Origin of the sequence: Bradyrhizobium sp. F1.13.3, from assembly GCF_040548265.1 — a bacterium.
In the GTDB taxonomy this organism is placed as follows: Bacteria; Pseudomonadota; Alphaproteobacteria; order Rhizobiales; family Xanthobacteraceae; genus Bradyrhizobium.
Genome location: NZ_JBEPRI010000003.1, coordinates 69476 through 84326, shown reverse-complemented (window position 1 = coordinate 84326; position 14851 = coordinate 69476). Strand labels below are relative to the sequence as shown.

The following is a 14851-nucleotide window of genomic DNA, read 5'->3' as shown; positions in this document are numbered from 1 at the left end:
TTCACGCCCGCACCGCCGCAAGTCCCGGCACTGCGGCGAAGCCGGCCTTGGTGGCATAGCCGCGCACGATGGCTTCGCGCTGGGAATAGCTCAGCACGTTGTCGACATTATCGAAACCATCAGGCGCGAGCTGCTCGACAGCGTCGATGACGCCCTCGGGGCCGCCGCGCCGGTTGGACCGGACGATGTCCGCGGTCATGGGCAGGCGCTTCTTCTCGTATTCAAGCAGCGCCTGGCGCGGATGCTCGGCGCGCACCAGCGCGTCGGCGAGGCAGCGTGCATCGAGGATGGCCTGCGAGGCGCCATTGGAGCCAACCGGATACATCGGATGCGCGGCATCGCCGAGCAGCGTGACTCTGCCCGACGACCAATAGGGCAACGGATCGCGGTCGCAGGTCGGATATTCGTAGAACTCGGGCGTGGCCGAGATCAGGCTCTTCACGTCGACGTAAGGCACCGAAAAGCGCGCCACATGCGGCATCAGATCCTCGCGACGGCCCGGCCGCGACCAGTCTTCCTTGCGCGGCGGCGGGGCATTGCCCTCGCCGACCTTCACCAGCACCGCCCAGTTGGTGAGACGGCTCGCCGGGCTCGATCCCTCCGCGATCGGATAGATCACCACCTTGGCGTTGAGGCCACCGGCGACGATCATCGACTTGCCGGTGAGGAATAGCGGCCAATCCCGCGCACCGCGCCACAGCATCAGACCGTTCCAGCACGGCGGACCCTCGCTCGGGAACAGCGTGTCACGGACCCGCGAATGGATGCCGTCGGCACCAATCAGAATGTCGCCGCGCGCGGTATGGATGTGTGCGCCTGAGCGGTCGAAGAAGTAAGCCGTGACGCCTGCCTCGTCCTGCGTGAAGGCACCGAGGCGGCAGCCGGTGTGGATGGCCTCCGGCCCGAGTCGCTCCTCGACCGCCCGATGGATGACGCCTTGAAGGCGGCCGCGGTGGATCGAGAATTGCGGCACATCGTGGCCGGCGTCGATGCCGCGGGCCTCGCGCCAGACTTCCTGACCGTGACGGTTGAGGTAATAGAGCTGGTCGGTGCGGATCGCGACATCGTCAAGCTGCTGCAGCAGGCCGAGAGCTGCCAGCTCGCGCATGGCATGCGGCAGCGTGTTGATGCCGACGCCAAGCTCGCGGATGGTGTCAGACTGCTCGAAAATCTCGCAAGCGAGGCCCCGCGAGCGCAGCATCAATGCGGTGGTGAGACCACCGATACCGCCACCGACGATAATCGCCTTCATCGCCCTCACTCCACTCGGTACACACCAGGCAATACGGCCAAATTCGCACGGGCGGTCACTCAGCCGCAAGCGGCTTTGTCGCCTCCGCCTTGAGCTCGGCCCGGGTCTTGGGCTTAGCCTTAATTCTCAGCTCCTCGAGATCCTGCCGGTCGCGCACGCTGTTGCGGAAAATCTGATCTTTTCCGGGAAGGTATTGCGGCGGACAGAACGCGTCGCCCGCGCCGTACCAGGCCGCAGCCCTCATGGTGAAGGAGGGATCGACCAGATGCGGCCGCCCGAGCGCGACGAGGTCCGCCCGGCCCGCAGCCAGGATGGTGTTGGCCTGGTCGGCGGTCGTGATGTTGCCGACACACATCGTGGCCACGCGCGCCTCATTGCGGACCTGGTCGGAGAACGGCGTCTGGAACATGCGGCCGTAGATCGGCTGCGCATCGCGCACGGTCTGTCCGGTCGAGACGTCCACGAGATCGACGCCGGCTTCGGCAAACGCGCGCGCGATCGCCACCGCATCGTCGCCGCCGATGCCGCCCTCGGCCCAGTCGGTCGCGGAAATGCGCACAGACATCGGCTTGTGCGACGGCCACGCGGCCCGCAGCGCCTCGAAGATCTCGAGCGGAAAGCGCAGGCGGTTTTCGAGTGAGCCGCCATACTCATCCGTGCGGGTGTTCGTCAGCGGTGAGATGAAGCTCGCAAGCAGATAGCCGTGGGCGCAGTGCAGTTCGAGCATGTCGAAGCCGCAGCGCTCGCCGCGCTCGGCCGCCGCGACGAAAGCATCTCTCACTGCGTTCATGCCGGCGCGATCGAGCTCGCGCGGAACCTGGCTGTCGGGGAAATAGGGCAGCGGCGATGCGGAAAACACCTCCCAGCCGCCCTCCTCCAGCGGACGATCCATGCCGTCCCACATCAGCTTCGTCGCACCCTTACGCCCGGCGTGCCCCAGTTGCAGGCAGATTTTTGCGGCTGAATTGGCATGGACGAAATCAACGATGCGCCGCCAGGACGCCTCCTGCTCGTCGTTCCACAATCCTGTGCAGCCCGGCGTGATGCGGGCGTCGCGGGAAACGCAGGTCATCTCCGTGAAGATCAGGCCAGCGCCGCCGATCGCGCGCGAGCCGTAATGCACCAGGTGGAAATCGGTCGGCACGCCCTCCTTCGCCGAGTACATGCACATCGGCGACACCACGGCACGATTGGCGATCTCCATCTCGCGCAGCCGGAAGGGCTGGAACAGCGGCACCATCGGCTTCTTGGTGTCGACGTCGAAACCGCTATCACGAACACGCCTGGCAAACGATGTTTCGACCTCCGCCACGAAGTCGGGGGCGCGAAGCTTCAGATTGTCATAGGTGATCGCCTTCGAGCGCGTCATCACGCCGAAGGCGAACTGCACAGGATCGAAATCCCAGAAGCGGTCGACATGCTCGAACCAGACCAGCGAGACGTCGGCGGCGTGCTGCGTCTTCTCGACCTCTTCGCGGCGGCCGTGCTCATAGACCTCCAGCGCCGCCTTGATGCTGGGCGCCTTCTCCATGGCGTCAGCCAGCGCGATCGCGTCTTCCATTGCGAGCTTGGTGCCCGAGCCGATCGAGAAATGCGCGCTCGCCTTGGCGTCGCCCAGCAGAACCATGTTGTCCTTGACCCAGCGCTTGCTGCGGATCATCGGGAAGTTGCGCCACGTCGAGCGGTTGGTGAGCAATTGGTGCCCATCGAGGAACCAGCCGAAGATCTCCGCCATTCGCGCAGCGGACTGGGTCTCGTTCAACCCCGTCAGCCCGGCGCGTTCAAACGTCTCCGGATCGGTCTCGAAAATCCAGGTCGAATGTCCGGCTTCATATTGATAGGCATGGGCGATGAACGGCCCCCACTCCGTCTCCTGGAAGATGAAGGTGAAGGCATCCAGCGGCCTGGTCGAGCCCATCCAGGCGAACTTGTTGGCACGGAGGTCGACTTCCGGCACGAAATGATCGACGTATTTGTCGCGGAAGCGGCTGTTGATGCCGTCCGCGAGCAGGATGAGATCCGCGTCAGCGAAGCGGGATTCGTCCTCGACGTCCGCTTCGAAATTCAGGACGACCCCCAATTCGCGCGCGCGTGCCTGCAGGATCAGGAGCAGCTTCTGCCGCGAGCAGCCACAAAAGCCGTTGCCGCCGACCCGATGGACCGTTCCGCGGAAGTGCACGGCGATGTCATCCCAGTAGGCGAACTCCTGGGTGATGCGGCGATAGCTCGGAAGGTCGTGCTTCTCGAAATTATCGAGCGTGGCGTCCGAGAACACCACGCCGAAGCCGAAGGTGTCGTCGGCGCGATTGCGCTCGTACACCGCGATCTCGGCGCCCGGCCGCTGCTTCTTCAGCAGGATTGCAGCGTAGAGACCCGCAGGTCCGCCACCGATGATCGCGACTTTCATGGGAGCCTCGCCAATTCAACCCGGCGAAACTATTTTAAGCCTAAAATAATTTCACGCAAGTCCCCATTGCGGCAGGCCTGCGGCAAAGCCCGGCTTAATCGCCCCTGAAGACCGGCTTGACCTTGTTGGCAAAGGCCTCGAAGGCCCGTTCGAAATCGGCGGTCGTCATGCACAGCGCTTGAGCAACGGCTTCCGCCTCGATCGCCTCCTCCACCGACATCGCCCATTCCATGGCCAGCATCCGCTTGGTCATGGTGTTGGCAAAGGTCGGCCCCTCCGCGATTTGCCTGGCCAGCACTTGTGCCTGGGGCAGCACCTGCTCCGGCGTGACGAGGCGGCTGAAGAAGCCCCAGCGCTCGCCCTCCTCCGCAGTCATGAACCGTCCAGTATAGAGCAACTCGGAAGCGCGGGACTGTCCGATGATCCGCGGCAGGATCGCGCAGGCGCCCATGTCACAACCGGCAAGGCCCACCTTGTTGAAGAGGAAGGCAACCTTGGCCCCGCTGGCAGCAAGCCGCATGTCAGACGCCATGGCGATGATCGCGCCCGCGCCGGCGCAAATGCCTTCGACCGCAGCAACGATCGGCTGCGGACAGGCCCGCATCGCCTTGACGAGGTCGCCGGTCATCCGCGTAAACGCCGTCAGCCCCTTGGTGTCCATCTTCACGAGCGGCCCGATGATCTCGAACACATCGCCGCCGGACGAGAAATTGGCACCAGCGCCGGTCACGACGATGGACTTGACCGCATCGTCGAACGCGCAAGCGCGAAAGAAATCGGTGAGTTCGCGATAGCTCTCGAAGGTCAACGGATTCTTCCGTTCCGGACGATTGAGCGTGACTGTTGCAACACCATCGACGACGGCCAGCAGGAAATGCTGCGGCGAATAGTCCGCAAGCGGTAAGGTCACGGGATTGGCTGGTCTGCTCATGCGATCTCCTTGGCTTGCTTGCTCCGCGCCTTTGCCATGCGCGCTAAATCTCACCACCGGCAACGGCGATTGCCTGCCCGGTGATTGCGCCGGCGCCCTCGCCGCACAGCCAGAGCACGGCATCCGCGACCTGTTGTGGAGAGATCAATCGCCCTTGCGGATTATGTTTCGCGAGCTCGGCAATGGCCTGCTCGCGGCTACGCCCCGTCTTCTTCATGATATTCTCGATACTGCCGGCGACGAGATCCGTGTCGGTGAAACCGGGACACACTGCGTTGATGGTCACGTTGCTGCCAGCCATCTCGAGTGCAAGGGACCGCACGAGACCGACCACAGCGTGCTTGGCCGCGGTGTACGCGCTGACATAGGCATATCCCTTGAGCCCCGCCGTCGACGCGATCGCGACGATACGGCCATAGGGACGATCCTTCATCCCGGGCAGCACAGCGCTGACAGCATGGACCACGCCCATGAAATTGACGTCCATCATGCGCGCGAACAGGGCGCTGTCGGATTTGGCGAACGGCGCCGACTCGGCACTTCCCGCGTTGGCGATCAGAATATCGATCGGCTGCCGCGCACTCGCTTGAGCGATGGCGGCGTTCATTGAGGTTTCGTCCGAGACGTCGGCGACGGCCGCAAAATGCGCTGCCCCTGCGCCGACAGCCTCTTCAAGCGTCGCAGCGTTCCGCCCAAGGACGGTCACAGTAGCACCCGCCTTGACGAGCGCTGTCGCGATGGCGCGACCAATGCCGCGACCGCCACCGGTCACCAGCGCGTGCGGCGAATGCGGTAATCCGGACATGCGCTGGCTTCCTTGCATTCTGCTGATCGCTCTCTCGATATATTTTAACCTTCAAACTTTTGCAAACAAAGCTCGACTCGGCCTCGCGAACGGCCGCATGCAGAAGACGGCCTGAAAATTGCTTTAAGTATAAAATTATCTCTTCCCATCCCTCACAGGCCTGTTAGCATCGAAGGGCCGAGCAAAAGGATGTCGCGTGTCGCAGCCTGCGCCAATGATAACAAAGGACGGCCGCTTCGCCTATGAAGCCGCGGGCGATCCGGGCGGAACACCTCTGATTTTCCTGCATGGCATCGGCGGTGCGGCACGGGCCTGGCGACAGCAGCTTGCCACATTCGGCGACCGCTTCCACGCGATTGCATGGGACATGCCGGGCTATGGCGGATCGGCGCCGCTCGCCAGCGTCAGCATCGCTGCCCTGGCGGATGCGCTTCAGCGCTTCATCGAGCAGCTTGGTGCGAGCAAGCCAATTCTGGTCGGCCATTCCATCGGCGGCATGATCGTCCAGAAATGGCTGGTGCAATCCCCGAAACTGGCGCGCGCGATCGTGCTGGCGCAGACCAGCCCGGCGTTCGGCAAGGCCGACGGCGATTGGCAGAAATCGTTTATCGCCGCACGGCTCGGGCCGCTCGATCGCGGCGAAACGATGAAGTCGCTGGCGCCCTCTCTGGTGAGGGAACTGGTAGGCGACGATCCTGATCCCAAGGGAATGGAGCTTGCACGCGAGTGCATGGCAAGCGTGCCCGAGGCGAGCTATCGCGCCATGATGCTGGCCTTGATCGGCTTCGACCAGCGCAGCACCCTCAAGGATATTTCCATACCGACGCTGCTGCTGTCCGGCTCCAAGGACAACAACGCGCCAGCGCCAATGATGGCGAAGACGGCGACCTACATTCCTTCCGCGGAATATGTCGAACTCGACTCTGTCGGCCATCTCGCCAACCTCGAACGCCCCAACGCCTTTGACGAGGCCCTCGGCCGGTTCCTGAATTCCGTCGCGACCAAAACGTAGGATGACTGCGCAATGACCATGCAAGTCAGCAAGACCATCGGCGCGACTGACAAGGTCGCGCTGGATGCGCCGATCTTCGATCCCGTTGCATTCCGACTGAGCGACGAGCAGGCCGGCATCATCGCGCGCGCGCGAGAGATCGGCCAGAGCGTGTTCGCTGGCCGCGCCGCGACTTACGACCGCGAGGCGATCTTCCCGTCGGAGAACTATCGCGACCTGCATCGCGTCGGCTTGCTCGGTATCGCCGTGCCCAAGAAGCATGGCGGGCTCGGGGCGAATTATCAAACTTATGCGCTGGCGGCAGCCGAAATCGGCCGCTATTGCGGCGCGACCGCGCTCACCTGGAACATGCACGTCTGCTCGACGCTGTGGTCGGGCCCGCTCGCCGACGATCTCGACATGGATGCAGAGACCCGCGCCGAGCACGAGGGGCGACGTGCAGTCCACTACAAGCGTATCGTCGAGGACGGCGCGATCTATTCGCAGCCGTTCTCGGAGGGCGGTGCGGCAGCGGCAGGCGGAGTCGCTTTCGGCACGGAAGCAAGGCCGGTCGCCGGCGGCTGGATCGTGAACGGCAAAAAGATCTTTGCATCACTCTCCGGCCATGCGGACTATTACGGCGTTCTCTGCACCGAGATCGAGGAAGGCGAGAAGGCTTCGCGCCGCAATACGCTTTACCTCGCCATCCCCGCAAAATCGGAAGGCGTTTCGGTCGTCGGCGACTGGGATCCGCTCGGCATGCGCGGAACGGTCTCGCGCACGCTGCTGTTCAAGGACGTGTTCGTGCCGGCAGATTCGGCGCTGATGCCGCGGGGCGTCTATTTCCAGGCCGCGATGCGCTGGCCGCACATGTTCCTGACGCTGTCGCCGACCTATATGGGCCTGGCGCAAGCCGCCTATGACTTCACCGTGCGCTATCTGCGCGGCGAAGTACCGGGCATGCCGCCGGTCAAGCGCAGGATGTATCCAACCAAGCAGATTGCGGTCGCGCAGATGCAGATCAAGCTCGAGCAGATCAAGGCGATCTGGTTCCAGGCGGTCACCGAGGCGCGCGCCAATCCGAGCAAGGAGCAGATCTTGCGCGCCTATGCCGCGCAATATTCGGTGATGGAGGGCGCCAACGAGCTCGCCGCGCTCGCGATCCGTACCTGCGGCGGTCAGGCCATGCTCCGGTCGCTGCCGCTCGAGCGGATCTATCGCGACAGCCGCTGCGGCTCGCTGATGTTGCCCTGGACAGCCGAGCTCTGCCTCGACCGGATCGGGCGCGAGGCGCTGTACGAGGTCGGCGAAACGGACGACTGACGGTGGACATCTGCAGTCTGATCGATCGCAACGCGGCGTTCGCGCCAGACAAAACAGCCATTGCCTTCGAAGGCGAACGGTTGAGCTATGCAGCGTTCGCTGCACGCATCGAACGGACGGCGGCGACATTGAAGCAGGAGCTCGGCGTAGGCCGGGGCGACCGCGTTGCGATCCTCAGTCTGAACCGGCCGGACTATCTGGTTCTGCTCTATGCCTGCGCGCGGCTCGGCGCGATGCTGGTGCCCCTGAACTGGCGGCTGGCTATCGCCGAGCAGCTTTTCATTCTCACCGATGCCGGCGCCAAGGTCCTGGTGCTCGAGCAGGCCTTCGAGGGGATCCTCGCCGAGCTCGAGGGGACTGCAATTGTCGGGCTCGATTTCGAGCCGCCCCGCGGCACGACGTTCGAAAACCTGTTGGCTCGCAGTGAGGGCACCGGCCGCAACCCGCACGCTGATCTCTCCTGCCCGCTCCTCATTGTCTACACGTCAGGAACGACCGGACGGCCCAAAGGCGCGGTGCTGCGCCAGGAGGCGCTGTTCTGGAACGGCGTCATGAGCCAGCACATGCACAACATGACGTCCGATGACCATGTGCTGACGCTGCTGCCATTCTTCCACGTCGGTGGCCTCAACATCCAGACCACGGCGGCGCTCCACCTGGGCGCGATGGTCACGGTTCACGCACGCTTCACGCCGGACACCGCGCTTGCAGCCATCGAACGGGAGCGGCCAACCTTGACCGTGATGGTGCCGGCGATCATCCAGGCCGTAAGCGAGCATCCCGCCTGGACCACGACCGACCTTTCGTCGCTCAAAGCCGTCGCGACCGGCTCGACCATCGTGCCGCCGTATCTGATCGACCGCTTCGTCGCGCGTGGCGTCCCGGTGCTTCAGGTCTACGGCTCGACGGAAACTTGCCCGATTGCGGTCTACACCCGGCTTGGTGGCGATCTCTCTCGTGCGGGATCGACTGGACTTGCCGGCCTGTGCTGCGAAGCGAGAGTGATTGATCAGGCCGGCAACGAGGTGCCGGCGGGCGCGCCGGGCGAGATCGCGGTGCGCGGGCCCAACGTGTTCTTCGAATATTGGGGCAATGCGGACGCCACGCGCGATGCGCTGCACGACGGCTGGTATCGTACCGGCGATATCGGCCTGTGCGACGCGGACGGCTATTTCTGGGTGCGCGACCGCAAGAAGAACATGATCATTTCCGGCGGCGAGAACGTCTATCCGGCGGAGGTCGAACGCGTCCTGCTCGATCATCCGGATGTCAGCGAATGCGCGGTGATCGGCCGGCCCGATCCACGCTGGGACGAGGTGCCCATCGCCTACGTGATCCGGCGATCCGGCGCTCGACTGGAAGCAGACGCGTTGAAAGTGCATCTCCAGGGACAACTCGCCCGCTACAAGGTTCCGCGTGACATCGTTTTCGTCACCGACCTGCCGCGCACGGCGCTGGGCAAGGTCCAGCATTTCCTGCTGAAGCAGCTTGATGCGCAATCGCGCGCGCAAGGAGAAGCATCTTGAGGATTGCGGTTCTGGGTGGGGGAAACGGCTCTTTCGCGGCCGCGGGCGATTTTGCGCTATCGGGACATGAGGTCCGGCTCTGGCGCCGCGACGCGGATCAGGTCGCAGCACATCGCGCCGCCGGCTCGCGCATCCTGGTGAAGGATCATAACGGCTCTCACGACGTCAAGCTCGCGCTGGTCACGACCGGCATCGCCGAAGCCGTCAACGGCGCGGAGCTGATCCTTTGCCCCGCCCCCGCCTTCGCGCAGACTGATATTGCGCGCCTGCTTGCTCCACATCTGCGGGACGGACAGGTCGTGTTTCTGCCGCCGGCGACATTCGGCTCGATCATCTTCGCCCAGGCTGCGCGGGATGCCGGCAACCGCGCCAAGGCGTGCTTTGCCGAAACCGGGACCTTGCCCTGGCTGACCCGCAAGCACGGCCCGTTCGAGATCGCGATCACCATCCGCGCCAAGCGGCTGCCGGTCGGCGTTTTCCCGCTCGATCAGGCGCCGCGCGCACTTGAGGTGATCGGACAAGCTTTCCCCGGCGCGGTCGAGCCGTGCGGAGATGCTCTCTCCGGTGCGCTGATGAACGCCGGCCCGATTATCCATCCGCCGCTGATCGTGATGAATGCAGGCCCGATCGAGCATTTCGAAAAGTGGGACATCCACAAGGAAGGAACGCAAGCCGCGATTCGCAGGGTCACCGACGCGCTCGACGCCGAACGGATCGCCGTCCGTGAGGCGCTCGGATATGGCGCACCGCATTTTCCGCTCGCCCATCACTATGCCAAGGAAGGCGAGATCTGGATGTACGGCCGCGGCTCGCACGACCGGCTGACCGATTCCGGCGACTGGCGCGAGCGGATCATGCTGACCGAGCACCGCTACATGAGAGAAGATTTGCGGCTTGGGCTATCGCTGCTGGTCTCCGTCGCCGGCCTAGCGGGCGTGGCTACGCCGCTGGCCAAGGCATTCCTGGCCATTGGCGGCGCAATCTGCGGTGAGGATTTTGCGCAAGGCGGCCGAACCCTCGAGACGCTGGGGCTCGGCAATCTGGGCAAGGCCGATTTGCAGACGCTTCTTCGCGGGGGATTTTGACCGATGACCAGCCGAGCCACCATCGCCTGTCTCGGTGCCGGCCGCATGGGGCGCGGCATCGCCGTCGCGTTTGCCTATGCGGGGCATAAGGTCACGATGATCGACATCAAGGCCCGTTCAGTGGAAGATTTCGCCAGGCTGGAGGCAGATGCGCTCGGCGAAGTCACGACGACCTTTGCCAGCCTGTCGAAGCTGGGGCTACTGGCCGAGGCGGATGTCGATCCGCTGATCGCGCGGGTCTCGGTGGTGCCGGCCAACCAGAGCGGTGCGGCACTGTCCGATGCTGGAATAGTCTTTGAAGGGGTTCCCGAAGTCGTCGAGCTCAAGCGAGATGTGCTGGGGGCGGCCTCAAAACAAGTCGGCCCCGATACGATCATCGCATCGACGACCTCGACCATTCTTGTCGACGATCTCTCGGGCGCGATCGTGAACCCTCGCCGCTTCCTCAACGTGCACTGGCTCAATCCGGCCTATCTGATTCCGCTGGTCGAGGTTTCGCCCGGTAAAGCCACCGATCCCGCTGTCATCGACGAGGTCAAGGCGCTGCTCGAAGGCATCGGCAAGGTGCCGGTGGTCTGCGCGGCGACGCCCGGCTTCATCGTTCCGCGCATCCAGGCGTTGGCAATGAACGAGGCCGCGCGCATGGTCGAGGAAGGCGTCGCCAGCGCAGAAGACATCGACAAGGCGATCCGCTACGGTTTCGGCTTCCGTTACGCCGTGCTTGGGCTGCTCGAATTCATCGACTGGGGCGGCGGAGACATCCTCTATTACGCGAGCCGTTATCTCGAAGGTGCACTCGGCAGCGACCGCTATCGTGCGCCGGAGGTCATTTCGCGGAACATGCACGAGGGCCGGATCGGCCTGCGAACGGGCGCAGGCTTTCTCGATTATTCCGGCCTCGACATCGACGCCTACCGGGCAAAACGGCTTCAGGCCATGGTCGACCTGCTCCGGCACTTCGACCTGGCGCGGCCACCGGTGCTCGATCGCGGTTAGCCGAAGACGTCCTGCAGCACCCCTTCACGCACCACCGCGACGCCGTCGAGCTCGATCGTCGTTCCCATCATCGGCAGATCGAAATGGCCCGCCGTGTAACGGCCGGCGAATTCGTTGGCACCGGTCGAGAACAGAAAGTTGCCGGACACAGCGCGAATTTCCGTGCCGTTGGTATCGCGCTGGTCATACATCGACAGCGCCTCGTAGCGCGCGGCCGGATTCATGCCGAAGCCGACATGCGATACCGCATAGGCTTCCCGATCGCCCCAGGCGGCAAGATAGGCACGCATCATTGCGGCATCCGTGCCCTCGCCTTCCAGCTCGACGACATAATCGTCCTTCAGCGTCATCTTCACCGGCGACGTCAGGTAACGCTTGAAGGTCAGGTTGATGTCGCCGGGCGCCATCACCAGCGTTCCATTGATCGTTCCGCTCTTGGGGAAGCTGACGACGATGCCGCCGGGCCAATGCGCCAGCGTACCGGGCTTGTCCGTCCAGCCCCACACGCCGACCGTGGACGCGCCGACCATATCGACGTCGAGCGCCGTGCCGGCCTTTGACGTCACCCGCATCCGCTTGGTCCCGCGCAGCATCTTCGCCGCTGCGCGAACGCGCTTCTCGAGCGCCAGATCCGGCACCATTCGCTCCAGCGCCTCGGGATGCTCGTTGGAGATCACGAGGATACGCGCGCCGGCTTTGAGGATCTCGGGTGTCTCGACCGCATGCATCAGGCCCTCGATGGTGCAATCCACCACGAAGCCGGCTTGTTGAAGCGCGGTAATGACCGGGCCGAGCCGCTGGATCGCCTCGCTTGCACCGGTCGAGCGAACCGGAACGATATTCCGGTTACGCGGGGTCGGCATGACCACGTGAAACGGTCGCGCGCCCATCCGCAGCAGCGCGAGCTCCGTCAGATGAACATTCAACGCACGTGACTGGGTTTCCGAGAGGATCGCCGCGGTATCGCCGGCCTTGACGGCGCATCGCTCAAAAATCTCGCAAAATGCGTCGATCCATTTTGCCTCGATGCGATCAGCCAGCATGGTCTACTCCCCGGTCTTCCTGTTTCTTCTTCGTCGTTCATGCTTCGGGGAACCCCCGCAGCAGGTACGCGCGCACTGCCCCGAGCAGGCCATTCAGGATCAGGCCCAGCAGCGAGATCGTGATCAGCGGAACGAACATATCGACGGCCTGAAAAGTCCGGGCCGCCGTCACGAGGACATGTCCGAGCCCGTCGCTCGACGTGATCATCTCCGCCAGAAACACCACGATGCAGGAAATGACAAGGCCGATCCGGCAACCGGTCAGGATCGACGGCATCGCCGCCGGCAGCACCACCTTGAACAGGATCTCATATCGCGGCGTTCCCGCCGCCATGGCCGACCAGATCAGTTTCTGCTCCACCGTCGACGCGCCGTAATAGGTAGACAACAGAATGGGAAAGAGTGCATCCGCCGCCACCAGCGTGATCTTCGATCCATGCCCGAAGCCAAGCAGCAGCAGCAATGCTGGATAGAGCGCGACCTTAGGCAAGGGCGCGAGTACGCGAACGATCGGCCGGGCCACGGCGTTGATAGCCGGACTGGCGGCGGCGGCGATGCCGATGCTGACACCGAGCACGACCGCAATCGCGAAGCCGGCAAACAACCGGATCAGGGTCGCCGCAATCTCCTGCTGGAACGTCCACGTCACGAGTTGCTGAAGCAACCGAACGAAGACGTATCCCGGCGGCGGCAGCAACACTGCAGGCGCGAAGCCAAATGACACAAGGCCTTGCCACAGAGCGATCACCAGCACGATCGGCGCGAGCCCGAGGATAATGCTGGTGGAGCGAAGCTGTGGCATCATGAGAAGCTCAGCGGCATGTCGAACTGCGGTTCGGACCAGCGCACCAGCCTTGCGCGGACCCGCTCGAAGATCGCATCGAGGCAGATTCCCATCGCGCCGACGATGATGATCATCGCAAAGACGGTATCGTATTGGCCCATGTCGAGTGCGTTGAACAAGATGTTGCCGGCGCCGGACTGACGGGCGATCATCTCGCTGGTAATCATCGTGATCAGCGCCAGCACGAGTCCAGTGCGGCAACCGGTCAGAATTTCCGGAAGCGCCGCCGGCAGTACGATCCGGACCAGCCGTTGCGCAGGCGAAAGCCCCATCGCCGCGCCCGACCACAGCATCTTCTCCTCCACCGCCTTGGCGCCTTCGAAGCTGTGATAGATTACGGGCAGGCTGACGCCGAGAAAGATCACCAGCGTCTTCGTGACGTCGCCGACGCCCAGCCACAGCATGATGATCGGCATCAAGGCTGCCTTCGGAACCGGGTAGATCACCATCAGGAGCGGATTGAAGAAGGCCGCGACGGCCCGGCTGCGGCCCATCAACAGGCCGAGCGGGATCGAAACCGATACCGCTACGCCAAATCCGATCGCCATGCGGCGAAGCGAGGCCAGGATGTTGATCAGCGATTCCTTGTCGCCAAGAATGTCCGGGATTGCACGGATCGCCTCGATCGCCGTTGGAAAGCTATCATTCTTCAACGCGAGGGACGCCGCCTGCCACATCGCCAGCAATCCGATGCAGGCAAGCACCGGGGCAGCACGTCTCGCCAAGACGGCGGGCGATATCATGAGGGAGACCCGACAGGGTCGGTCTCGTCGAACATCCGCTCGATATCGACAACGTATTTCTGGTAGCGAGGGTCGAGCAGCAGCTCGCTGCGTCGGCGCGGCCGCGGCAGATCGATGTCGATGACCTCGCGGATGCGGCCGGGAGACTTCGACATCATCACGACCTTGTCTGACAGGAAAACCGCTTCGTCCACCGAATGCGTGACGAACAACACCGTCTTGCGATCACGCTCCCAGATATTCAACAGATCGTTCTGCAGGCGCGTTCGCGTGTGAGCATCGAGCGCGCCGAACGGCTCGTCCATCAACAGAACCTCAGGATGGTAAGCCAACGTTCGAGCCAGTGCCACGCGCTGCTTCATGCCGCCGGACAGCTCCTTGGGATAGAAATTCTCGTAGCCCTTGAGCCCGACCATCTCGATCAAGGCCCGGCTCTGTGCTTCCGCCTCGGTGGTGCGCACGCCCTGCTGGCGAGGGCCATACATCACATTGCCCAGCACGGTCTTCCACGGAAACAACGCGAACTCCTGGAACACCGGACCGCGATCCGGCCCTGGTCCCGTGATCGTCCGTCCCCTGATCTTCGCTGAGCCGCTGGTCGGGCTGACAAAGCCGCCGACGACGTAAAGCAATGTCGACTTGCCGCAGCCGGACGGACCAAGGATGGAGACGAAGGCTCCCTCGTCGATCGCCAGCGAGATGTCCGACAGCGCCACATGATCCTTGCGCGCCGAGGTCTGAAATACCTGCGAGACGCTCTCGATCTCGATGATTGCAGAAGCCGGTTTTTGCGGCGTCACCGGTCTCACCCATTCGCTCGATCTCGAAGGCACTACCTTCATCCCGTCTCACTTCATTCGCGCGCGAACCTTGCGCAACAGATTAGCTGAATGTCCTCCGTCAGC

13 protein-coding genes are annotated in these 14851 nt (G+C 63.6%); 5 read left to right on the top strand and 8 right to left on the bottom strand.

All coding sequences use genetic code 11. The features are described from left to right. Position 1: 1 nt before the first annotated feature. The 4 genes from ABIB66_RS10095 to ABIB66_RS10080 form a co-directional block, all read right to left on the bottom strand. Positions 2-1252, bottom strand: a complete 1251-nt coding sequence (locus ABIB66_RS10095; protein WP_354210213.1) for a flavin-dependent oxidoreductase — start codon at positions 1250-1252, stop codon at positions 2-4. Positions 1253-1307: 55 nt separating this feature from the next. Continuing rightward, positions 1308-3659, bottom strand: a complete 2352-nt coding sequence (locus tag ABIB66_RS10090; protein WP_354210214.1) for a bifunctional salicylyl-CoA 5-hydroxylase/oxidoreductase — start codon at positions 3657-3659, stop codon at positions 1308-1310. Between the two features lie 94 nt (positions 3660-3753). Continuing rightward, the gene (locus tag ABIB66_RS10085; protein WP_354210215.1) at positions 3754-4590 is read right to left on the bottom strand and encodes an enoyl-CoA hydratase family protein; all 837 of its coding nucleotides are present in this window, start codon (positions 4588-4590) and stop codon (positions 3754-3756) included. A 43-nt stretch (positions 4591-4633) separates the two neighbouring features. Continuing rightward, on the bottom strand, positions 4634-5395 hold the full coding sequence (locus tag ABIB66_RS10080; RefSeq protein WP_354210216.1) for an SDR family NAD(P)-dependent oxidoreductase: 762 nt from the start codon (positions 5393-5395) through the stop codon (positions 4634-4636). A 214-nt stretch (positions 5396-5609) separates the two neighbouring features. Here ABIB66_RS10080 and ABIB66_RS10075 point away from each other — a divergent pair, with 214 nt between their 5' ends. Genes ABIB66_RS10075 through ABIB66_RS10055 form a run of 5 tightly spaced genes read left to right on the top strand, consistent with a single transcriptional unit; the run spans position 5610 to position 11316 of the window. Beyond that, on the top strand, positions 5610-6407 hold the full coding sequence (locus ABIB66_RS10075; RefSeq protein WP_354210217.1) for an alpha/beta fold hydrolase: 798 nt from the start codon (positions 5610-5612) through the stop codon (positions 6405-6407). Between the two features lie 12 nt (positions 6408-6419). Beyond that, positions 6420-7709 (top strand): acyl-CoA dehydrogenase family protein, encoded by a 1290-nt coding sequence (locus tag ABIB66_RS10070; protein WP_354210218.1) that lies wholly within the window; start codon positions 6420-6422, stop codon positions 7707-7709. Positions 7710-7711: 2 nt separating this feature from the next. Further along, positions 7712-9235, top strand: a complete 1524-nt coding sequence (locus ABIB66_RS10065) for a class I adenylate-forming enzyme family protein (RefSeq protein ID WP_354254741.1) — start codon at positions 7712-7714, stop codon at positions 9233-9235. Beyond that, positions 9232-10320 (top strand): NAD/NADP-dependent octopine/nopaline dehydrogenase family protein, encoded by a 1089-nt coding sequence (locus ABIB66_RS10060; protein ID WP_354210220.1) that lies wholly within the window; start codon positions 9232-9234, stop codon positions 10318-10320. Before ABIB66_RS10065 ends, ABIB66_RS10060 begins: the two co-directional genes overlap by 4 nt. A gap of 3 nt (positions 10321-10323) precedes the next feature. Then, positions 10324-11316 (top strand): 3-hydroxybutyryl-CoA dehydrogenase, encoded by a 993-nt coding sequence (locus ABIB66_RS10055; RefSeq protein WP_354210221.1) that lies wholly within the window; start codon positions 10324-10326, stop codon positions 11314-11316. On the opposite strand, the gene ABIB66_RS10050 is transcribed toward ABIB66_RS10055, so the two are convergent. From ABIB66_RS10050 to ABIB66_RS10035, 4 genes are read right to left on the bottom strand one after another with little or no spacing between them, the layout of a single operon-like run. Beyond that, complete coding sequence (locus ABIB66_RS10050; protein WP_354210222.1) at positions 11313-12359, bottom strand: 2,5-dihydroxypyridine 5,6-dioxygenase NicX family protein; 1047 nt, start codon at positions 12357-12359, stop codon at positions 11313-11315. The genes ABIB66_RS10055 and ABIB66_RS10050 overlap by 4 nt on opposite strands. A 37-nt stretch (positions 12360-12396) precedes the next feature. Continuing rightward, positions 12397-13164 carry an ABC transporter permease gene (locus ABIB66_RS10045; protein ID WP_354210223.1) on the bottom strand — a complete coding sequence of 256 codons (768 nt, stop codon included), beginning with the start codon at positions 13162-13164 and terminating at the stop codon, positions 12397-12399. After that, on the bottom strand, positions 13161-13946 hold the full coding sequence (locus ABIB66_RS10040; protein ID WP_354210225.1) for an ABC transporter permease: 786 nt from the start codon (positions 13944-13946) through the stop codon (positions 13161-13163). The genes ABIB66_RS10045 and ABIB66_RS10040 overlap by 4 nt, the downstream gene beginning before the upstream one ends. Further along, positions 13943-14788 carry an ABC transporter ATP-binding protein gene (locus ABIB66_RS10035; RefSeq protein WP_354057747.1) on the bottom strand — a complete coding sequence of 282 codons (846 nt, stop codon included), beginning with the start codon at positions 14786-14788 and terminating at the stop codon, positions 13943-13945. The genes ABIB66_RS10040 and ABIB66_RS10035 overlap by 4 nt, the downstream gene beginning before the upstream one ends. Positions 14789-14851: the final 63 nt, after the last annotated feature.